Here is a 22,667-nt window from a genome sequence, read left to right as displayed (position 1 = left end):
GTAAATGGTTCTAAATAAAGCCCTGTCCTTGGCAAGATCATTGATAATATAATGAAAAGTGAGTTTAAAATTGATATGATATGTCACTTAAGTCGAAGGAAAAGTGCAGACCTTATAAATAAAACGAGTCCAAACTTGAAATTTGCGTGAAAAAAACAATTAAAGCCTTGTTGAAATAAAGTAAATAAACTTTCATGGCCTGAGGTTTGTGATTACAATTGATTACTTAAATCAGATTTCCTGCTCCATTTTTAGTATTGAAGAATTAAACCGTGACCGACGCTCAGCAAAAACAGCCTAAACATGTCATGATGATGGCCGCAGGTACAGGTGGACATGTGTTTCCAGCGTTAGCTGTTGCCAAAGATTTACAACAAAAAGGTATACAGGTTTCATGGTTAGCCACCCCCACAGGCATGGAAAACCGCCTGTTAAAAAACCAGAATATTCCCATTTATCACATTGATATTCAGGGTGTGCGTGGCAATGGTTTCTTACGTAAAGCCTTGGCGCCTTTTAAAATCATGAAAGCCACCTTCAGTGCCATGAAATTCATGAAACAGCTTCAGGTCGATGCCGTGGCAGGCTTTGGCGGTTATGTGGCAGGCCCGGGTGGTTTGGCCGCGCGTATCTTAGGCATTCCGGTGCTGATTCATGAACAGAATGCAGTCGCCGGTTTTACCAATACCCAATTGTCGCGTGTGGCAAAGACGGTGTGTCAGGCTTTTCCAAATACCTTTCCGGCCCAAGAAAAAGTCGTGACTACAGGTAATCCGGTACGACAAGAAATTAGTGAAATTTTAAATCCGTCCTGGCGTTATCAGGAGCGTGACAAGGCAGGACTGCCCTTACGTATTCTGATTGTTGGCGGATCTTTGGGGGCGCAAGCCTTAAATGAACGGGTTCCGGAAGCTTTAAAGCAACTCAATGTGCCATTAAGCGTCTATCATCAGTGTGGGCAAAACCATGCCGAGTCGACACGGGCACGTTATGAAAATGCACCAGCCAGTTTGCAAGTTGAAGTACAGCCCTTTATTGAAGATATGGCCAAAGCCTATTCTGATGCCGATCTGGTGATTTGCCGTGCCGGAGCTTTGACTGTAACTGAAATTGCCACTGCCGGCGTAGCTGCGATTTTTGTGCCGCTTCCAAGTGCAGTGGATGATCATCAGACGGCCAATGCCGGTTTCCTGGCCAATATCAATGCGGCAAAGATTTGCCCGCAGGCCACAATGACCCCGGAAAGTTTAAAAACATTATTAGAGCCGATGCTGAATCGCCAACTGTTAATGGAAATGGCCGTGAAAGCACGCCGACAGGCTCAACCCGATGCGACTCAACATGTGGTCCGTTTAATTCAAGAATTGTAATCCGAGTAAACTATGTCTCCAACAACCCCAGCTGAACAAGCGAAAAAGTTAATTAAAGTGCCAGAAATGCGCCGTATCAAACACATTCATTTTGTGGGGATTGGTGGCGCAGGCATGTGTGGTATTGCGGAAGTGCTGAAAAACCAGGGCTATAAAGTTTCCGGTTCAGATATCAAGACATCCAATACCACCGCACAGCTGGAAGCGAATGGCATTAAAGTCTATATCGGACATACTGCAAATAATATTAAGGGCGCCAACGTGATCGTGGTCTCTACCGCGATTGATAAGGAAAATCCGGAAATTAAAACCGCGATTGAAAACCGTATTCCTGTGGTTCGCCGTGCGGAAATGTTGGGTGAACTGATGCGTTATCGTCATGGTATTGCCGTTGCCGGCACGCATGGCAAGACCACGACCACCAGTCTGATCACCTGTATGCTGGCTGAAGAAAACATGGATCCAACCTATGTGATCGGTGGTTTGCTGAACCGTACCGGTATGAATGCAGCCTTGGGCGCCAGCCGTTATATTGTGGCCGAAGCCGATGAGTCAGATGCTTCTTTCCTGCACCTGGAACCAATGGCTGCCGTGGTGACCAATATTGATGCCGATCATATGGATACCTATGGCGGTAGCTTCGATGTCCTGAAAGATACTTTTATCCAGTTCCTGCAAAAACTGCCATTTTACGGCTTGGCCGTAGTCTGTGGTGATGATGCCAATATCCGTGAAATCATGCCGCGGATTGCACGTCCATTACTGACTTATGGCTTCAATGAAGACAATGACATCCGCGCAGTAGATGTTGATCAGGATGGCATGCAAACCCACTTTACCGTATTGCGTAAAGAGCGTGAGCCATTGCGTGTAACGGTCAACCAGCCAGGTTTGCATAATGTGCTGAATGCCTTGGCTGCGATTGGTATAGCAACTGATGAAGGCGTGTCTGATGCTTCAATCTGCCGTGCACTGGAAGGTTTTAGTGGTGTGGGTCGCCGCTTTGAAGTTCAGGGTGAGTTTGCGATTGAAGGCGGTGACGTGAAACTGGTGGATGACTATGGTCATCATCCAAAAGAAGTCGAAGCGACGATTAAAGCTGCGCGTCAGAGTCATCCGGACCGTCGTCTGGTAATGATGTTCCAGCCACACCGTTATAGCCGTACCCGTGACTGCTTTGATGATTTTGTGGAAGTACTTTCGACTGTAGACCAGTTATTGTTGCTGGATGTTTATCCTGCTGGCGAAAAACCGATTGTCGGGGCGGACAGCCGTACTTTGGCCCGCAGCATTCGTCTACGTGGTGAAGTCGAGCCAATTCTGGTCGATGCGGCGGACGGCAACCTGAATCAGATCATGAGAAAAGTATTGCAAGCAAATGACTTGTTATTAACCCAGGGCGCAGGTAATGTTGGAGCAATCTCAGTCGAACTTGCGCAAAATCACTTATATATAAAATAGTCATCTTGCGTGACTGAATTGAATTGACCAGATTGAAAAAAGTTTAAGGATATAAACGTGTCAAATGCTTCAAAATTCGGAAAAGTTGCCGTGTTGCTTGGTGGTAAATCTGCAGAGCGTGAGGTTTCTTTAGACAGTGGTACGGCGGTACTTGAGGCATTAGTGCGTTCAGGGGTCAATGCGGAAGCGTTTGATCCGCAGGAGCGTAGTGTCACAGAATTGGTGAATTATGATCGTGCATTCATTGTATTGCATGGTCGTGGCGGGGAAGACGGCCAGATCCAGGGTGTACTGGAATGGCTAAACGTACCGTATACCGGTACGGGTGTACAGGGTTCTGCCATCGGCATGGACAAGGTCAAGACCAAACAGGTCTGGCAGGGCTCGGAATTGCCGACAGCACCGTATCGTATTGTCACCAAAGATTCCGATGCGGCTGACATTGTTAATTCTTTAGGCTTGCCTTTGATTATCAAGCCGGTACATGAAGGTTCCAGTATCGGTATGAGCAAGGTCGAAAAAATTGAAGACTTTGCCGAAGCGATTGCCAAGGCAACTGAACACGATGCCGTAGTGATGGCAGAAAAATGGATTACCGGTCGTGAATTCACCATTGTGGTTTTAAATGGTCAGGCGCTGCCGGTGATTCGTCTTGAACCGCCTCAAGATGTTGCCTTCTACGACTATGAAGCTAAATATAACCGTAATGATGTGCAATATGGCATCCCGTGTGGTTTAAGCGAAGCTGAAGAGCAGCAGTTAAAAGCCTTGAGTTTACGCGCGTTCCAGGCAGTCGGCGCCAGCGGTTGGGGCCGGATTGATGCCATGCAGGATGAACAGGGCAATTTCTGGCTGCTTGAAGTCAACACCGTGCCGGGTATGACCAGTCATTCTCTGGTGCCAAAAGCGGCAGCTGCAGTCGGATACAGTTTTGATGAGCTGTGTGTTGCGATTCTGGAACAGACTCTGACCGGTTCGGCACACTAAATATGGCTCAGCTTCCTGTTTCCATGCGCCGTAAACGTGCTGCAATTACCTCGATTCACGACAAGCCGCCAACACGCAAAGAAAAGCTGGCTAATTTTGGTGGTTGGTTATTGTTGTGTATCGCGGTGCTGGTACTGGCCGCTGGAGTATGGGGTTTATATAAAGTCATGACCAATACTGATGTAGCAGAACTGGGCGTAGTAGGTACGCGCTCGGCTGCTGAACAGCATCAGGTCATGCAATATGTATCACCGATTGTGACCGAAAACTATTTTACTTCGGATTTGGAAGCGATCCGCGACCGTACCCTGGAATTGTCCTGGGTGGACCGGGTCGTGGTTTCTCGAGCGTGGCCAAATGGTATTCGGGTCAGGGTCATGCCGCATCATGCAATTGCACGTTGGGGAACAGGGCGTTTATTAAGTGACAGTGGCGTGATTTTTACGGAAGTCACACCCAAGAATTATCAGGCATTACCGTTACTACATGGGCCGGCGAGCCATGCAGAAACCATGATGCGTCGTTATAATGAAATTAATCAGTTATTTTTACCACAAGGCATTCGTCTAAAAGAATTATACCTCACCGAGCGAATGACCTGGTTTATGCAGTTTGATTCGGGTTTAAGAATAATTGTGGATAAAGATCAGACCATGAGCAAATTACAGCGTTTGAGTCAGCTGTCCCAGCGTGATTTGAAGCCGGTCTGGTCTAAAATCTCGGCTATCGACCTGCGTTATCGCAATGGATTGTCGATACAGTGGAAAAATTCAATTTCGCCTAAAATTGTAAATGGACATTTTATTGTAACCATTAATGACATGGGCGTTGAGAATAATGTAACAGTAAAGCCATAATGACCGGCTTTAAAAAATAGAGGCATTTAAAGCCATAAATCTAACAAACACGTAATGGTAGTAGTGAATAATGAGTGAAGCTGTTCCCTCGGTTGTGGCGATTGACATTGGGACACACAAAGTTTCAGTTTTGATTGGCAAGGTACACGCGCCAGACAATATCCAAGTGATTGGTATGGCCACCGCTCGTAACCGAGGCATGAGTAAAGGGAAAATTGTCAGTCTCGATAAAGTTATTACTGCAATTAAAAATGCCGTTCAAGAAGCAGAAGATATGGCAGAATGTCGAGTACATTCTGCCTGGGTTTCTATTCCAAGTGCCGAATTAAAAAGCTTTTATGCATCGGGGCGTACCTCGATCGACAATAGCGAACATGCGATTACCACCAGCGAAGTGGTACGTGCACTGGAGTTGGCCAAAGCCAGTCATTTGACTTCAGACCATTATCTGGTCAGCGCTGTGCCTCTGGGCTTTGAGCTGGATGATTCACCGGAATGGGTGCTGAATCCGATTCGGATGTCGGCACATAGCATGACCGGACATTATCATCTGATGATGCTGCCGATCAGTACCATGCAGAATATTGACCGTGCCCTGAAAGGGGCCAATATCGGCGTAGAAAAAATGGTGGTGTCGAGTCTGGCCACCGCTGAAGCCAGCCTGCTCAAAGACGAAAAAGAATATGGCGTATGTCTGGTAGATATTGGGGCTGGCACGACCAATGTTGCAGTGTATGTAGATGGCCGTCTGGCCTTAACCCATACTTTCCAGCGTGGCGGTGAACATGTGACCCGTGATATTGCAGCAGTATTGCAAACCACAACCGAAGAAGCTGAACGTCTGAAATTGCTGTACGGCTGTGTTGACCTGAAAGTGGTCAAGCCTGACCATATGATTCAGTTCCAGGGCATTGATGGACCACAGACCATCAGCCGGATCGAGCTGACTGAAATCATTATGGCGCGTTATGAAGAAATTCTCGGACTGGTGCGTGATGAGCTGGTGAAAAACGGTGCTCTCCAGGGCTTATATCATGGGGTAGTCCTGACCGGGGATGCCAGTCATATTGAAGGAATGGTGAGTTTTGTCCGCCGTACCATGGGAGTCTCGGCGCATTTAGGTAATCCGCCGACTCAGGTGTATGCGGATGAACCTCATCAGGCCGCTTTGCGTCGTTCGCAATATAGCACTGTGGCTGGTTTGTTGATGTTTAGCCAGAGTGATACCCAGGACACGATAGTGGAGCAGGATGATGTAGAACGGTTGTCATTGGCTCAGCGGGTGAAAAGAGCCTGGTCTGGCTTTAACGACACCTTGAAATCCATCTTTTAAGTCGATTTTTATTGTGAATATTGTTGAGAAGATGTAGTTAATCGGGCTTGTACTTGACAAGTGAACGCATGAGCAGCATTCTTAAAAACAATTTTATCAAGATTAAGGCAGTATACGGGCTTAGTGACTGCCAATTATGAATTAGGAATTTTATAGGTCATGGCCTCATTTGAATTTTTCGAAGACGATCATAGCGATAGCAATGGTCAAGCCCGTTTCACTGTATTTGGTGTAGGTGGTGCGGGTGGTAATGCTGTACAGCATATGTTGCAGTCCGATATTCAGGGTGTAAAGTTTGTTTGTGCCAATACGGACAAGCAGGCACTGGATCGCATGGAAGCTGAATTTAAAATTCAGCTGGGCGAGCAGAGTACCCGTGGTCTGGGTGCCGGTGCAAATCCGCAAGTGGGCCAGACTGCAGCGGAAGAAAGTCGTGAACTGATCCGCCAGCAGCTTGAAGGCACAGATATGGTATTTGTGACAGCAGGTATGGGTGGTGGTACCGGTACCGGTGCTGCGCCAGTCGTAGCTGAAATTGCCAAAGAAATGGGTATCCTGACTGTAGGTGTGGTAACTACGCCCTTCAACTTCGAAGGTAAACGTCGTTTACAGTCTGCTGAAAAAGGTATCGAAGCCCTTGAGCAGCATGTAGACTCATTGATCATCATTCCAAACCAGCGGTTATTGAAAGTCTTTCGTGATATTTCAATGAAAGATGCATATAAAAAAGCGGATGATGTGCTACTGAATGCTGTACGCAGTATTTTTGATTTAGTGGTACGTCCAGGTCATATCAACCTTGACTTTGCTGACTTGAAAACCGCTATGAGCACACGTGGTTATGCCATGATGGGTGTTGGTCTGGGTCGTGGTGAAAACCGTGCCCGTCAGGCAGCTGAACAGGCGATCCGTAGTCCATTGCTCGATAACGTGACCATCATGAATGCCAAAGGTATTCTGATCAATGTAACCGGCGGCGATGATGTGACTTTTGGTGAAATTGAAGAAATTACCGATGTTGTCAACCAGATTGTCGATTTAGATGAAGGTCAGGTGTTCTACGGTACCGTTTTTGATCCGGATGCACGCGATGAAATCAGTGTGACCGTAATTGCAACAGGTCTCACCCGCCATGCAGCCGATTCAGTTGAGCCGACCAAACGTACCAATGTACAGGCAACTCGTCCAGCTGCTGCACAGGCCGTGGTTGAAGATGACGATGTGCCGGCAATTCAGCGTCAGCAGCATGAAACAGGAGCAGCAGCGAACCCGGCAGCAGCTTCAGTTTCCAGCCCGCGCCCAACGCCAATGAGTATTCAGGATTATCTTAAGAATCAACAACGTAAATAACATGTAACATGATGTGTTTACTTGGATTACACAGTAAAGGTGGCTTAAAAGCCACCTTTTTGTTTTTTATCAATGGCCAAATATGCTAACGTATAGCGGTTTTATAGATGAACAGATGATAAAAGCATGTTGAAACAACGCACCCTGAAACGTATCGTGAAAGCGAGCGGAATCGGTCTTCACAGTGGGCAGAAAGTCATGATTAACTTTGTGCCGCACCATGCCGATGGGGGAATTGTGTTTCGTCGTATAGACCTGAACCCACCAGTGGACATTCCGGCTGATGCCATGCTGATTCAGGAAGCCTTTATGTGCTCGAATCTGGTTCAGGAAAATGCCAAAGTGGGTACGATTGAGCATGTCATGAGTGCGATTGCCGGTTTGGGAATTGATAATCTGATAATTGAAGTCTCTGCCTCTGAAGTACCGATTATGGATGGCAGTGCAGGTCCGTTTATTTACCTGTTAATGCAAGGTGGATTACAAGAGCTGGATGCTGCCAAAAAATTCGTCAAGATTATTAAACCGGTTGAAGCACTGATTGATGACAAGCGTGCCGTTTTTAGCCCCCATCAAGGCTTCCAGCTTAATTTCACCATCGATTTTGATCATCCTGCCTTTAAAAAAGAACATCAGTCCGCCAGCATCGATTTTTCTACTGAAACTTTTGTTTATGAAGTCAGTGAAGCACGTACCTTTGGTTTTATGAAAGATCTGGATTATCTCAAAGCCAATAATCTGGCGTTGGGAGCCAGTCTGGAAAATGCGATTGGAGTGGATGAAACCGGGGTCGTTAATGAAGAAGGCTTGCGTTTCTCGGACGAATTTGTACGGCATAAAATTCTGGATGCCGTCGGTGATTTATATCTGCTCGGACATCAGATTATTGCCAAATTTGACGGTTATAAATCTGGACATGCCTTGAATAATCAACTTTTACGCAATGTGAAAAGTGATCCAAGCTGCTATGAAATTGTAACATTTGATGACGAGTCTAATTGTCCAATCATGTATGTGAATGTGACATAAGTCATTGTGTTTGTGTCTTTATGTTTTTATTACTGCGTTAATACTGTGATACAGGTCACATAATGGTTACTTTTTAATTTATTACATTTGATTGCTATGTTACTTTTTATTGCTTGCCAAACGTAGTAAAGCTTGGCTAAGCTTAGGGTCGCTTATAAAGTCAGCCGCACTACGAAGTAATTCCTGTGTTTCTGCATTTAAGGCTCTTTCAGGTGTTACTGGAGCAGGGGGCATTTGCGAAGGATTCCGCAAGCAAACTTGAATTTTAGTGAGATCTGTTAATTCATTTATTTGAGAGAGTTGTGAGATGTATTGCTTTTGAAGATAGGCCAGTTGACTGATCATGGCCTGGTTTTCACCAGTAATCGTTAACACACCATTTTGATAGCAAACAACTTGCCAGCGTTCCGGTTGGGGCAACAGCGGTTGTACGAGTTTCGTAAGTTTCTGCCAAGCGGCAACTTGTGATGAGAGAAACGAAAAGTTTCCTGTTTTTATCTGCTTTCTTGTTTGTTGAAAAACGTTGACAGGTTCAGACATACATTGTTCCTACATATTTATGTCTTAATCTTATGCGCTTCTTTTAGTGGATATCAAGGATAGAGATCTTCAAGAAACTCGATTAAAGCAGTTTAGAGAGGTTTTTTATGCATATGCGACGTATTTTGTTGGCATTTTCTTTGTCGGCTTCAGCTGCCTCGGTAGCGTTTGCAGATTTAGTCAATCTAAATCAAGAAAATGGTTCAACAGATCGTATCGAGCAATTGACACGGACTTTGGCACAGGGTGCATATACTCATCCAGATGATATGGATATCCCAGCGCAAACCAAATTAAATGTTCAACTGCGTGAGAAACCTGTTGAGCTTAACAATCGAACACTTGCTCAGAAGTATGCCAGTACTTCCTCTAACAAAGCGGCAGCAAACAGCACTTACTCTTGGTTGATTTCCCATCCTTTACCTAATTCTCGCATAAGTTCAAGTTACGGCGGGCGTACCATGGGTGGCCGTGCTGAAAATCATTCAGGCCTTGATCTCGCTGCACCAAGCGGTACACCGATCTATGCTACTGGTCCCGGTATTGTGACCAAGTCAGGTTGGGGTACAGGTTATGGCCAATATGTTGAAATCAATCATGGCAACGGCTATTTAACACGTTATGCTCATGCTTCACGACTTATTGCACGTGTGGGAGAACAGGTGCAAGCGGGTGATCATATTGCCAATGTAGGCTGTACTGGTCGCTGTACCGGTCCACACTTACATTATGAAGTAGTAAAAGACGGTCAACGTAAAAACCCATCGACTTATTTGGCCATGTTACCTTAAATATAGTCTGGGATAGCGAGATATATCTCTATACATAAATAATCTCCATTAAGCAGTTTTAAACACTTAATCTGAAAGCTCTTCAAATCAAATTGAGGGGCTTTTTATTTAATCGCTTTTAAATATCATATTATCACCAACTATTATAATGATTGTATAATAAATCGCCTTTATTGGCTGTTTTTTGTTATGTAGTGTAATTATACGTCACCAATCATTTAGTTCCTAAATAGTACTGCCAAATCGCATTCAGCTAGGGCCATACCAGCTGAGGTCTCAAATATGGTACATATAGGCTATTAGATTAGGCTTTTAGGAACTGTAGATTATGGCGTTTTATGGTGATACAGACGCGCAAGAAACCCAGGAATGGCAAGATGCATTTGATTCGGTTTTGCAGCATATGGGCACTGAGCGTGCAGCATTTTTATTAGAAAAACTTTATCAACGCGCAATCGCAAAGCATGTTCCTATTCAGCGTTTAAATACTCCCTACTTAAATACGATTTCTGTTGAAGAACAGCCTGCCATGCCGGGTGATCAGGATATGGAGCGTCGTATTCGTGCGCTGATCCGTTGGAATGCTCTGGCAATGGTATTGCGTGCGAATAAAACCGGTGATGACCTCGGTGGTCACCTGGCGAGCTTTGCTTCTTCTGCGACCCTTTACGATGTCGGCTTTAACCACTTTTTCCGGGCCAACAGTGACCACTTTGGCGGTGACATGATCTATTACCAGGGCCATTGTGCACCGGGTATTTACGCGCGTTCATTTTTGGAAGGCCGTCTGACCGAAGAGCATCTGAATAATTTCCGTCGCGAAGTCGGCGGTAAAGGTCTGCCATCTTATCCGCATCCTTATCTGATGCCGGACTACTGGCAGTTCCCGACTGTATCGATGGGTCTGGGTCCAATCATGTCAATTTATCAGGCACATATTCAAAAGTACCTGATGAACCGTGGCCTGATCAAAGAAGAAGACCGTAAAGTCTGGGCTTATCTGGGCGATGGCGAGATGGATGAGCCGGAAAGCTTGGGTGCAATTTCTCTGGCCGGTCGTGAAAAGCTCGATAACCTCATCTGGGTGGTGAACTGTAACTTGCAACGTCTGGATGGTCCGGTACGTGGGAATGGCAAGATCATTCAGGAGCTTGAGTCGCTATTCCGCGGTGCAGGCTGGCGTGTAATTAAAGTCGTGTGGGGCCGTCACTGGGATCCATTACTAGCGAAAGATAAATCTGGTGCACTGAAAGCAGTGATGGAAGAAGCGGTGGATGGCGATTTCCAGCGCTACCAGGTAAAAGGTGGTGCTTATGCACGCGAAAAGTTCTTTGGTAAATATCCGGAAGCCAAAGAGCTGGTGAAAGATTTAAGTGATGAAGATATTGATAATCTGAACCGCGGCGGTCACGATCCGTACAAAGTCTTTGCGGCTTATGCCGAAGCTTGTACTGCCAAAGGTCAGCCGACCGTGATCCTGGCGAAAACCGTGAAAGGTTATGGTTTGTCGGAAGAAATCGAAGCAGTTAATAAAACGCATCAAATCAAGAAGATGCAGATTAATTCTTTGAAATATGTGCGCGACCGTTTCAATCTTCCTTTCACTGATGAACAGCTGGAAGAAGTGCCGTTCTATCGTCCTAGTGAAAATTCTCCTGAAATTAAATATATGAAGGCTCGTCGTGAAGCGCTGGGTGGTTATCTACCTGCACGTCGCAAAGACAGCGAGCAGTTGGCAATTCCTGAGCTGTCTGTATTTGATTCGGTCTTGGCGGGTTCGAACGGCAAAGAACAGTCCACCACGATGGTGATGGTGCGTTTAATCTCGGCACTTCTTAAAGAGAAAGCGATTAAAGATCGTGTTGTGCCAATCGTACCTGATGAAGCACGTACTTTCGGTCTGGAGGGCATGTTCCGTCAGTTGGGTATTTATGCCGCGCATGGCCAGAAATATACTCCGGAAGACCAAGAACAGCTGATGCATTACCGTGAAGCCAAAGACGGTCACATGTTGCAAGAAGGGATTAACGAAGCCGGTGCCATGAGTGCATGGGCGGCATTAGGCACCAGTTATTCAACCAATAACCTGCCAATGATTCCGATGTACATGTACTACTCGATGTTTGGTTTCCAGCGTATCGGTGATATTGCATGGGCTGCAGGTGATGCACAGGCACAAGGTTTCTTGCTGGGCGCAACAGCAGGCCGTACCACACTGAACGGTGAAGGCTTGCAGCATCAGGATGGTCATTCACATATCCTGGCCAGTACCATTCCAAACTGTGTCGCTTATGACCCATGTTTCGGTTATGAGTTGGCAGTGATCGTGCATGACGGTTTACGACGTATGTATGTGAATCAGGAACGTGTGTTCTATTACCTGACCGTAATGAACGAAAACTACGAACATCCTGAAATGCCAAAAGGTGTTGAAGAAGGTATCAAGCGCGGTATGTACCTGCTTGAAGAAGATGAGAAAGCTACCGTTCAGTTACTGGGCTCAGGTGTGATTCTGCGTGAAGTGATCAAGGCAGCGAAGATCCTGCGTGAGGAATACCAGATCCACTCGAATGTCTACAGTGTGACCAGCTTCAATGAACTGGCACGTGACGGCATGGCATGTGAAGAATACAACCGCTTGCATCCGCTGGCTGAAGACGTGAAAGAAGCATGGGTATCGAAACAGCTCCGTGGTACTGAAGGTATTGTGGTATCTGCAACCGATCACATGCGTGCCTATAGCGAACAGATTCGTGCTTATCTTCCAGATAACCGTCCGTTCGTAGCGCTGGGTACTGACGGTTATGGCCGTTCAGATACACGTGGCAACTTGCGCAGCTACTTTGGTGTTGATGCTGCACATATTGTAGTGGCCACCCTGAAAAAACTGGCAGATGAAGGTGAAGTTGATCCACGTCTGGTTAAAGATGCGATCTCGACTTTCGAGCTTGATACCGATCGTCCAGTGGCTTGGGCACCGCAAGAAACTCCATCAGTACATGCTGTTGCTGACTACAAAGAGGAGAACTAAGCAATGCAAATTATGACTCCCGATATTGGTGTAGATAAGGCAACAGTGGCCGAAATTCTGGTCAAAGTCGGTGATACGATTGCGGTCGATGACAGCATCGTGTTGCTTGAATCTGATAAAGCCTCTGTTGAAGTGCCTAGCACTTCCGCAGGTGTGGTGAAAAGCATTCTGGTCAGCCAGGGTGATGAAGTGGCTGAAGGCGCGGTACTGATTGAACTGCAAGCTGAAGACGGTAGCGCTGATGTGGTCGAGCCACAGCAAGCAGATGCATCGCAAAAAACTTCAGAAAATACGCCAACCGCATTGCCTGATCAGGAAATCATGCAGGAAATCGCTTCACATCAGCCCAAAGCTTCTGCTGCTCCTGAAGCGCAAGCAGGCTCACAAGTGGTCGATGTGCAAGTACCTGATATTGGTGTAGAGAAAGCCACAGTGGGTGAAATCCTAGTCGCTGTCGGTGATGAAATCGAGGTGGATCAAAGCATCGTAGTGGTGGAATCAGACAAGGCGACTGTTGAAGTGCCAAGTACGGTTTCAGGTACGGTGGAATCGATCGAGATTAAAGATGGCGATACCATTAAAGAAGGTGTAGTCATTCTGAAAGTGAAAACCGCTGTTTCGGCAGCACCAGCACAGACAGAAGCACCTCAAGCACCAGTTGCTCAAGCGGCGGTCCAAGAGAAAGCAATTGAAGCATCACAAACGCCAGCAGCACCTGCGGGTGATGTTGAAATTGCCGTGCCTGACCTGGGTGTAGACAAGGCGGCTGTGGCTGAAATTCTGGTTCAGGTCGGTGATACGGTTGAAAAAGACCAGAGCATCATCGTGGTTGAATCAGACAAGGCGACTGTTGAAGTACCAAGTACTGCGGCCGGGGTGATTAAAGCCATTCATGTTGAACTGGGTCAAAATGTCTCTCAAGGTCTTGCACTGGTGACGATCGAAGCAGAAGCTGCTCCTGTTGCAGCCAAGGCAGAAGTAGCAAAAGCAGCAGAAGAATCAAAAGTGCCTGCTACAAAAGCAGTACCGGCACCTGCGGCATCTTCTAATCAGGCAGTCGCGACGTCGGATAATGTCGACAAGCTGACCAAAGAGCAGAATGCGGCCAACTCGAAAGTCTATGCCGGTCCTGCTGTGCGTAAACTGGCTCGGGAGCTTGGTGTCGTGCTGGCAGATGTCAAGGCCTCTGGTCCACATGCGCGCGTCATGAAAGAAGACCTGAAAGCCTATGTCAAATCGCGTCTTACTGCGCCGCAGGCGGCTCCTGTCGCCGCTGCTGCCCAAGTCGCAGGACTGCCAAAACTGCCAGACTTTAGCGCTTTTGGTGGAGTGGAAGAGAAAACCTTGACGCGTTTGCAACAAGTGTCCATTCCACAGTTGTCGCTGAATAATTTCATTCCGCAAGTGACCCAGTTTGATGCAGCAGATATTACGGAACTGGAAGCATGGCGTAATGAACTGAAAGGCAACTTCAAGAAAGACGGCATTGGTCTGACCATTATGGCGTTCATCATCAAAGCAGTTGCGCACTTGTTAAAAGAAGAGCGAGAGTTTGCCGGTCACTTGGCTGATGATGGCAAGTCAGTATTGTTACGTAACGAGATCCATATGGGTATCGCGGTCGCAACGCCAGATGGTTTGACCGTGCCTGTGCTGCGTCATCCAGATCAGAAGTCAATTAAACAGATTGCAGTTGAGCTGGGAGAACTAAGCCAGAAAGCGCGTGACAAGAAATTGTCACCGAAAGATCTGCAAGGCGCGAACTTCACTATTACTAGCCTGGGTTCAATTGGTGGTACGGCATTTACACCGTTGGTCAACTGGCCACAAGTGGCGATTCTGGGTATTTCACCTGCAACCATGCAACCGGTCTGGAATGGTGAAGGTTTTGATCCACGCTTGATGCTGCCGCTTTCATTGTCATACGATCACCGTGTGATCAATGGTGCAGATGCTGCTCGTTTCACCAACAAGCTGACCAAGCTGCTTAAAGATATTCGTACTTTGCTCATCTAAAACCTTATCTCTAGGCCTTTGTTTTTCTCTCTGGGAGAAAGACAAAGAGGATATAAAAAACCCTGCTTCGGCAGGGTTTTTTCTGCTGCATTGAAAAATAATCTATTTGATTCTATACTTGGCGCACTTCATTGGGGAGTAGCCGCCTTTTGCGCAAAGCAGAAGGGTGATGGTCAACATATTTGCTCAACCGGGCATGGTCATCATAGCAAAGAACCAAGTCAGCTTTTCCAAGCTTTCTTTTGTTGGCAAGACCTTTGATTTACCACTCTGCAGATTTTGGCTAGCAGGAGCGGTGAGTCATTGGTATTGGATGCTAGCCAGAGAAAAACCTCATGTATGAATTCCTACTGTCGACTGCAATCGTAGCACTGGCTGAAATGGGTGATAAAACCCAATTGCTGGCATTGCTGCTTGCCGCACGCTTTCGCAAACCTGTTCCTATTTTAGTTGCCATTTTATTGGCGACGGTGATTAACCACGGCCTTTCTGCGGTATTGGGACAATGGGTCACTACAGTGATTGGGCCAGAGGTACTGATGTGGATCGTTTCGCTTGGCTTTATCGCGATGGCTATCTGGATGCTGATTCCGGATGAACTCGGGGATGAAAATGCCAGCATCAATAAATGGCAAAAATTCGGGGTATTTGGTGCGACCTTTATTCTGTTCTTTCTGGCAGAAATTGGCGATAAAACCCAGATTGCCACAGTTGCACTGGCGGCACGTTTCGACAGCGTATTCTGGGTCATGCTTGGGACCACTTTGGGTATGATGCTGGCCAATGCACCTGCGGTCTTTTTAGGTGATAAACTAGCCAACAGATTGCCAATCAGCCTGATTCATAAAATTGGTGCGGCGATTTTCCTGGTGATTGGTGTGGCAACCCTGGTTCAACATTATTTCTTTTAAAGAATAAAATAATATTTATGTGAATCCTGAGCTAAAAACTCAGGATTTTTTATGCTTAAAATGCTGTCGAAATGTTGATAAATAGCATGATATGGTCAGTTCTATTGATTGTAAGTTTGACTAATTCCATATATTTTATACGGGTATAAAAGTGTCATTTTTATTATAAATTGGGGAATTTACATGGCTTTCGAACGCACCACATCGCAGGTTCTGTTTGATAACGGGACGCATAAATGCATCAGCTTTACCAGCCTGGTTAAAGGTGAAGGCGTTCAGGCAAACCAGTTTCTGATCATTGATCATGAACGTGCTGCGGTGCTCGATCCGGGGGGTGATTTAACCTATGTGCCGCTGACCATGGAACTGAATAAATATACCCGTTTGACCAATCTGGATTATGTCATGGCCTCGCATCAGGATCCGGATATTATTACCTCGATGCCACGCTGGCTGGTCTATACGGATGCCAAAGTCGTCGCATCCAAGCTCTGGGCACGTTTCTTGCCCCACTTAAACTCAGCTTTTATGAGTGACCGGATGAAAGGTAACTGGCTGGACCGCCTAGTAGAGCTTCCTGATCACGGTCAGATCGTTCCGCTCGGTCAATCTCATATTGTGGCGGTACCGGCGCATTTCCTACATTCGGTTGGGAACTTCCAGTTTTATGATCCGGTTGCCAAAATCCTGTTTTCTGGTGATATGGGCGCGTCCATGGTTGAAGATGCCGCAAAGCCACTGGAAAACTTTGCCGCGCATATTCCGAAAATGAAAAATTTCCATCAGCGCTATATGTGCAATAACAAGGTCATTCGTCTCTGGGTGCAAATGGTGCGCGGCATGGAGATCGAGATGATCGTGCCGCAGCATGGTACGCCATTTATCGGCAAAGAACAGATTACCCAGTTTCTCGACTGGATTGAAACGCTGCAATGCGGTACCGACCTGATGGATGAAACGGTTTTTACCTGTCCTGAATAGTTCATCCAAAAGATAAAATTTTTCTTGTATGGAAAAACAACATTTTTTATATTTCTTCTTCAAAAAATTTTTTTGATGACGAGAACTTATAAGAAATGTTGTCTCAAATTCCAACACCGGATGCGTGTTTAAGCTGTGGGGCGTGTTGCGCCTATTTCAGGGTTTCTTTTTATTGGGCTGAAGGGATTCATATGCCTGAGCACTATACTGAACCTGTTAATGCAGTTTATTCATGTATGGCTGGAACCAATCAAAAAAATCCACGCTGTATCGCACTGGATGGCACCATCGGCCAGCAGGTAAGCTGCGGTATGTATGAGCTGCGCAGTTCATCCTGCAAAGAAGTGCAGATTGCCGATCAGCAATGCAACAAGGCACGTGTGGCACACAATATGTTGCCCTTTGTTCAGATTGAAACTGATGAAGCCGAGAATGATGACAGTTTTGAATATGTCAGCTGAATCCATCCGTAGCAGAGCTTAGGCTCTGCTTTTTACAACAGTCTCGAAGGATCAGGGTATATTAAGTTAGGAAACTCGATTATTAAGCATAAGGGACTACCCCAGAATACAAATCGCTCTGCTGGTACAACGCTTGAAGAAAAAAATAATTTTGCAATTACAATGAAATTTAAGCCGATATTTGTTTATAATAGTGCACGGAAATTACCAGTGAGACTGTTATGTTGACCATCGTTCAAGACGCGTTAACCTTCGATGATGTCCTATTACTCCCTGCCTATTCTACTGTTCTTCCAAAAGATGTCTCCCTAAAGACACGTTTAACTCGTGGCATTAACCTGAATATTCCTCTTGTGTCCGCAGCAATGGATACGGTGACTGAGTCCCGTATGGCAATTGCAATGGCGCAAAATGGTGGTATCGGTATTTTGCACAAGAACATGGATATCGCTGTTCAGGCTGCAGAAGTGCGCCGTGTGAAAAAATTCGAAGCGGGTATGGTTAAAGACCCGATTACAGTCACTCCTGAAACCACAGTACGTGAACTGATTGCCTTGACTCAAGCCAATAACATCAGTGGTGTGCCAGTTGTGAAAGACGGCAAAGTGGTCGGCATTGTGACCGGTCGCGATACACGCTTTGAAACCAATCTTGAGCAGCCAGTCAGTAATATCATGACCGGTCAGGATCGTTTGGTGACGGTTCGTGAAGGCGAATCGAAAGAAAACATTCAAGCCTTATTGCAACAGCATCGTATTGAAAAAGTATTGGTAGTTAATGATCAGCAAGAGCTGAAAGGCTTGATTACGGTAACTGATTTCCGTAAAGCTGAATTGTATCCAAACAGCTGTAAAGATGATCTGGGTCGTCTGCGTGTTGGTGCTGCTGTCGGTACCGGTGCAGAAACGCCAAGCCGCGTAGAAGCCCTGGTTGATGCAGGTGTGGATGTGATTGTAGTCGATACTGCACATGGCCATTCTGCAGGTGTGATCGAGCGTGTACGTTGGGTGAAAGCCAACTATCCACAAGTTCAGGTGATTGGCGGTAACATCGCCACAGGTGATGCTGCATTGGCTTTACTGGATGCAGGTGCGGATGCAGTAAAAGTCGGGATCGGTCCTGGCTCAATCTGTACCACACGTATTGTGGCCGGTATTGGCATGCCGCAAATCTCTGCGATTGATTCTGTTGCCAATGCACTAAAAGACCAGATTCCTTTGATCGCGGATGGCGGTATTCGTTTCTCTGGCGATATGGCCAAAGCCATTGGCGCTGGTGCAAGTACCATTATGGTCGGTTCATTGATGGCAGGTACTGAAGAAGCACCAGGCGAAGTTGAATTCTTCCAGGGCCGTTACTACAAAGCCTATCGTGGTATGGGTTCATTGGGTGCAATGGCGGGTGCAACCGGTTCTGCAGACCGTTACTTCCAGGACGCTAAAGCTGGTGCCGAGAAATTGGTTCCTGAAGGCATTGAAGGTCGCGTACCGTACAAAGGTCCAATGGGCAATATCGTGCATCAGATGATGGGTGGCCTACGTTCTTCGATGGGTTATACCGGTTCTGCGACAATTGAAGACCTGCGTCAAAATGCCAAGTTTGTAAAAATCACTTCTGCCGGTATGTCGGAATCGCATGTACATGATGTGACCATTACCAAAGAAGCACCAAACTATCGTGTGGGTTAATCTCCTGTGATTTAAAATTTGAAAAAGCCGTCATGCAAATGACGGCTTTTTTATTTTGGTGTAAAGTGTGGCACAAGGAAAAAAATGGGTGATATCAATCATCCGCGAAGAAGTGAGATAAAGATGAGTTATTTTGGTACGGACGGTATCCGTGGAAAGTTTGGCGAATTGCCGATTACCCCTGAGTTTGCCCTGAAACTGGGATTTGCAGCCGGAAAAGTTTTAAAACGTCATAGCAAAAAATCCAAACCGCTGGTGGTTTTAGGTAAAGACACCCGTTTGTCGGGCTATATTCTGGAAGCGGCCTTGCAGGCAGGTTTAAATGCTGCCGGTGTGTATGTTCATCTCTTGGGTCCATTACCGACACCAGCGATTGCCCATTTGACTCGTGCTCTGCATGCCAGCTTGGGAATCGTCATTTCTGCGTCACATAATCCTTACTTTGACAATGGGATCAAGTTCTTTTCTGCGGAAGGCAAGAAATTGCCAGATGCTATCCAAGAAGAAATTAATCAAGAACTTGATAAAGAAATGGTCATTGAGGATACTGCGAATCTGGGTAAAAGTGTCCGGGTCAAAGATGCCAACGGCCGTTATATTGAGTTCTGTAAATCGACGTTCCCATATCACCTGGATCTGAATGATTTAACTATCGTGGTGGATTGTGCCAATGGCGCGGCCTATAACGTCGGACCTGCAGTGTTCCGTGAACTGGGTGCCAAGGTCATTGCCATTCATGATGAACCGACCGGTTTAAATATTAATGATAATTGCGGTTCCACCCATCCTGAAAGCTTGCAACAGGCAGTACTTGAGCATAAAGCGGATCTGGGGATTGCGTTTGATGGCGATGCCGACCGTGTGGTCTTGGTGGATCAATACGGTAAACTGATTGATGGCGACCATATACTGTATATCTTGGCAACTCAAAGCTCGAAAAAACCGGCTGGAATTGTGGGCACCTTAATGAGCAACATGGCACTGGAACTGGCGCTAGAAAAAGCGCAAGTACCATTATTGCGTGCCAAAGTGGGCGACCGTTATGTATTGCAGGGTCTGGAAGAAAATGGCTGGACCATTGGTGGTGAGCCTTCAGGTCACATTCTGACTCTGGACAAGAGCACCACAGGCGATGCGATCATTGCCGCCTTGCAGGTCTTAACGGTGATGGTGGAACAGAAAAAAGCCCTGCATGAACTGGTAGCTGACTTTAAACTGCTACCAAATGTCCTGGTCAATGTACGTTTAGATGCCATGTTTGATCCTTATTCAGTACCGGCACTGGCAGCTGAATTTGAAAAAGCCGAACAGCAGCTGAAAGGCCGTGGCCGTTTGTTGATTCGCAAATCAGGCACAGAACCAGTCATCCGGGTGATGGTCGAAGGTGATGATCTGGCTGAAGTTACCACACTTGCAAATAGCTTGGCAGATGCTGTACGTGCCAATGCTGCTTAACGGGAGCATAAATGATGAGTGATCTGATCAAGGATCTGAGTGAGCTACGCCTGAATTATGAAAAAGGCGAGTTGCAGGAACAGCAAGTCAATCCGAATCCGCATATGCAGTTCCTGCAATGGTTTAACCATGCACTGGAAGCGAAATCGCATGAACCCTATGCCATGTCACTGGCGACTGCCAATGCACAAGGGCGTCCGCATGTGCGTACTGTGCTGTTACGTGGAGCCACTGAAGCGGGCTATGACTTCTATACCAATTATGACAGTCAGAAGGGTCTGGATCTGGCTGAAAATCCGTATGCCGAACTGTTGTTTTACTGGCAGGATCAGGAGCGCCAGATTCGTATTTCGGGTCGTGTAATGAAAATCTCGGAAGAAGAATCTACCGATTACTATCATAAACGTCCACGTGATAGCCAGATTGCCGCACATGTCAGTACGCCGCAAAGCGGGGTGATTGGTAGCCGTGAAGAGTTGCAACAGCGTTTCTGGGATTTGCATCATCAGGTCGCGAATCAGCAAGAGCTGGACAAACCGGTCTTCTGGGGTGGCTATCGTCTCGAGCCAGATTATTATGAATTCTGGCAGGGTCGCCCCAACCGTTTACATGACCGTCTGAGTTATCGTAAAAGCGATGATGGCTGGACTTTAGAGCGCTTAATGCCATAACCATGCAAAAACTGGAAATCAAACAGCGACCTTTTGTAACTCGTCCTGAAAACTTATCGGGTGTTCCTGCATTTGTAGCCGAGATTCTGGCCCGGCGTGGGGTGGCATCTGGGCAGGAGCTGGAACTCAAGCTGAAGCATCTGCTGGCACCGACCATGAAAGGATTGCCTGAAGCCATTCAACTGATTGATCAGGCGATTGATCGTGGCCAGAAAATCGTGATTGTCGGTGATTATGATGCTGATGGCGCGACCAGTACTGCTTTGATGGTGCTGGCACTTCGGGATATGGGTGCAAAGGTCGATTATCTGGTACCGGACCGTTTTAAATATGGGTATGGACTGACACCCGCAATTGCAGACCTGGCCTTTGTCAATTTTACCCCTGATTTACTGATTACCGTGGACAATGGCATTTCCAGCCATGACGGAGTAAAACAGGCACAGGATCACGGCATGCAGGTGATCATTACCGATCATCATCTGACGACCAAGCCGACACCTGAAGCTGAAGCGGTGGTCAATCCCAATCAACTGGGTTGCGACTTTCCAAGTAAAGTCTTGGCCGGGGTCGGGGTGGCTTTTTACGTTCTTGCTAATTTGTCTACACATCGTAAAAAACTGGGAAAATCCACCACCTCAATTATTAACTATCTTGATCTGGTGGCGCTCGGTACTTATGCCGATGTCGCGAGTCTGGACTACAACAACCGCATTCTGGTCGATGCAGGTCTGAAACGGATTCAGCAAGGGCAGTGCCGCGCAGGAATCAGTGCGCTACTTGATATTGCCAAACGTGATCCCGCTGGTCTGAAAGCTCAGGATTTGGGCTTTGTGCTGGGCCCGCGGATTAATGCCGCTGGACGCATGGAAACCATGGACATCGGCATCGAATGTCTGCTGGCTCCTGATCTGGCCACGGCCTATCCACTGGCTGAACAACTCAATAAGCTCAATGTTGAACGCCGTCAGGTGGAAGGAAAAATCAAGCAGGAAGCGCTGCTTGAGCTGGATAAAATTCAGTGGGATGCAACTGAACTGCCTGCTGCACTGATCATGTTTGAACAGCATTGGCATCAGGGTGTCATCGGGATTGTAGCAGGACGTTTGAAAGAGCAGTTTCATCGTCCAAGTATTGTCTTCGCTGCTGATGAAGATGGCATTCATATTAAAGGTTCGGCACGCTCGATTGAAGGTATTCACATTCGGGATAGCATTGAACGGGTTGCGGAACAGTATCCGCATCTGGTCAGCCACTTTGGTGGACATGCATCTGCGGCAGGTTTGACGATAAAAAAACAGTACTTTTCTGAATTTAAACAGGTTTTTGAAAATCTCGTTGCACAGATGGATGAGGATTTATTCACTGCAACTTTATGGACAGATGGGGAATTGCCAAGTTCTGCTTTTCAGATTGAAACAGTCGACTTGTTGCAAAACTTAAGTCCTTGGGGGCAAAAATTTCCCCAGCCGACTTTTGAGGGTGTATTTAAAATTATGGACTATCGCTGGCTCAAAGATGTCCATCTGAAATTGCGCGTGGCTTTGGAGAATGGTCAGGTGGTGGATGCGATTGCCTTCAATGCAGCGGATAAATATAGTTTTGACCCAATGAAAAATACGCGGTTGGTCTATGAGCTGGATAAAAATATCTTTAACGGCAATGTCAGCCTGCAGATGCGGATTATTCATTTAGAACAGTAGCTAATAGGCCATAAAAAACCGCTCACTAGAGC

Annotated in this window: 18 protein-coding genes and 1 riboswitch; of the genes, 17 read left to right on the top strand and 1 reads right to left on the bottom strand. The window is 46.5% G+C overall.

Annotated features, from left to right (window positions below):
* Positions 1-272 precede the first annotated feature (272 nt).
* The 7 genes from murG (at position 273) to lpxC (ending at position 8,387) form a co-directional block, all read left to right on the top strand.
* Entirely contained in the window at positions 273-1,370 is a 1,098-nt protein-coding gene (gene murG, locus AY605_RS03510; protein ID WP_064095070.1) for an undecaprenyldiphospho-muramoylpentapeptide beta-N-acetylglucosaminyltransferase, read from the top strand.
* A 12-nt stretch (positions 1,371-1,382) separates the two neighbouring features.
* Complete coding sequence (murC, locus tag AY605_RS03505; protein WP_064095069.1) at positions 1,383-2,831, top strand: UDP-N-acetylmuramate--L-alanine ligase; 1,449 nt, start codon at positions 1,383-1,385, stop codon at positions 2,829-2,831.
* A 57-nt stretch (positions 2,832-2,888) separates the two neighbouring features.
* Complete coding sequence (locus tag AY605_RS03500; RefSeq protein WP_064095068.1) at positions 2,889-3,818, top strand: D-alanine--D-alanine ligase; 930 nt, start codon at positions 2,889-2,891, stop codon at positions 3,816-3,818.
* A gap of 2 nt (positions 3,819-3,820) precedes the next feature.
* Complete coding sequence (locus AY605_RS03495) at positions 3,821-4,675, top strand: cell division protein FtsQ/DivIB (RefSeq protein ID WP_064095067.1); 855 nt, start codon at positions 3,821-3,823, stop codon at positions 4,673-4,675.
* A gap of 70 nt (positions 4,676-4,745) precedes the next feature.
* Positions 4,746-6,008, top strand: a complete 1,263-nt coding sequence (gene ftsA / locus AY605_RS03490) for a cell division protein FtsA (protein ID WP_064095066.1) — start codon at positions 4,746-4,748, stop codon at positions 6,006-6,008.
* A gap of 159 nt (positions 6,009-6,167) precedes the next feature.
* Positions 6,168-7,358 (top strand): cell division protein FtsZ, encoded by a 1,191-nt coding sequence (gene ftsZ, locus AY605_RS03485; RefSeq protein ID WP_064095065.1) that lies wholly within the window; start codon positions 6,168-6,170, stop codon positions 7,356-7,358.
* 126 nt (positions 7,359-7,484) lie between these two features.
* Positions 7,485-8,387 carry a UDP-3-O-acyl-N-acetylglucosamine deacetylase gene (gene lpxC / locus AY605_RS03480; protein ID WP_064095064.1) on the top strand — a complete coding sequence of 301 codons (903 nt, stop codon included), beginning with the start codon at positions 7,485-7,487 and terminating at the stop codon, positions 8,385-8,387.
* A gap of 99 nt (positions 8,388-8,486) precedes the next feature.
* Here the strand turns inward: lpxC and AY605_RS03475 are convergent, their stop codons facing one another.
* Positions 8,487-8,927 (bottom strand): DciA family protein, encoded by a 441-nt coding sequence (locus AY605_RS03475; protein ID WP_064095063.1) that lies wholly within the window; start codon positions 8,925-8,927, stop codon positions 8,487-8,489.
* Between the two features lie 107 nt (positions 8,928-9,034).
* Here AY605_RS03475 and AY605_RS03470 point away from each other — a divergent pair, with 107 nt between their 5' ends.
* The 10 genes from AY605_RS03470 (at position 9,035) to recJ (ending at position 22,635) form a co-directional block, all read left to right on the top strand.
* Positions 9,035-9,718: a M23 family metallopeptidase gene (locus AY605_RS03470; RefSeq protein WP_064095062.1), complete on the top strand. Its 684-nt coding sequence runs from the start codon at positions 9,035-9,037 to the stop codon at positions 9,716-9,718.
* A gap of 328 nt (positions 9,719-10,046) precedes the next feature.
* Entirely contained in the window at positions 10,047-12,749 is a 2,703-nt protein-coding gene (aceE, locus tag AY605_RS03465) for a pyruvate dehydrogenase (acetyl-transferring), homodimeric type (RefSeq protein WP_064095061.1), read from the top strand.
* A gap of 3 nt (positions 12,750-12,752) precedes the next feature.
* Entirely contained in the window at positions 12,753-14,765 is a 2,013-nt protein-coding gene (locus tag AY605_RS03460) for a 2-oxo acid dehydrogenase subunit E2 (RefSeq protein WP_064095060.1), read from the top strand.
* A 121-nt stretch (positions 14,766-14,886) separates the two neighbouring features.
* Positions 14,887-15,027, top strand: a riboswitch (yybP-ykoY riboswitch).
* 73 nt (positions 15,028-15,100) lie between these two features.
* Positions 15,101-15,676 carry a TMEM165/GDT1 family protein gene (locus tag AY605_RS03455; protein WP_064095059.1) on the top strand — a complete coding sequence of 192 codons (576 nt, stop codon included), beginning with the start codon at positions 15,101-15,103 and terminating at the stop codon, positions 15,674-15,676.
* A 183-nt stretch (positions 15,677-15,859) separates the two neighbouring features.
* Entirely contained in the window at positions 15,860-16,657 is a 798-nt protein-coding gene (locus AY605_RS03450) for an MBL fold metallo-hydrolase (protein ID WP_064095058.1), read from the top strand.
* 95 nt (positions 16,658-16,752) lie between these two features.
* On the top strand, positions 16,753-17,118 hold the full coding sequence (locus AY605_RS03445) for a YkgJ family cysteine cluster protein (RefSeq protein WP_081406316.1): 366 nt from the start codon (positions 16,753-16,755) through the stop codon (positions 17,116-17,118).
* A gap of 221 nt (positions 17,119-17,339) precedes the next feature.
* Positions 17,340-18,806: an IMP dehydrogenase gene (gene guaB, locus AY605_RS03440; RefSeq protein WP_064095056.1), complete on the top strand. Its 1,467-nt coding sequence runs from the start codon at positions 17,340-17,342 to the stop codon at positions 18,804-18,806.
* Between the two features lie 123 nt (positions 18,807-18,929).
* Positions 18,930-20,261 (top strand): phosphoglucosamine mutase, encoded by a 1,332-nt coding sequence (gene glmM / locus AY605_RS03435; RefSeq protein ID WP_064095055.1) that lies wholly within the window; start codon positions 18,930-18,932, stop codon positions 20,259-20,261.
* 14 nt (positions 20,262-20,275) lie between these two features.
* Positions 20,276-20,932 (top strand): pyridoxamine 5'-phosphate oxidase, encoded by a 657-nt coding sequence (gene pdxH, locus AY605_RS03430; protein WP_064095054.1) that lies wholly within the window; start codon positions 20,276-20,278, stop codon positions 20,930-20,932.
* Positions 20,933-20,934: 2 nt separating this feature from the next.
* Positions 20,935-22,635: a single-stranded-DNA-specific exonuclease RecJ gene (gene recJ / locus AY605_RS03425; RefSeq protein ID WP_064095053.1), complete on the top strand. Its 1,701-nt coding sequence runs from the start codon at positions 20,935-20,937 to the stop codon at positions 22,633-22,635.
* The last annotated feature ends 32 nt before the right edge of the window (positions 22,636-22,667 follow it).

It is taken from the genome of Acinetobacter sp. SFD (assembly GCF_001647575.1).
In the GTDB taxonomy this organism is placed as follows: domain Bacteria; phylum Pseudomonadota; class Gammaproteobacteria; order Pseudomonadales; family Moraxellaceae; genus Acinetobacter; species Acinetobacter pecorum.
Note: the sequence above shows the minus strand (reverse complement) of the source record. Positions and strands in the feature narration are given on the sequence as shown.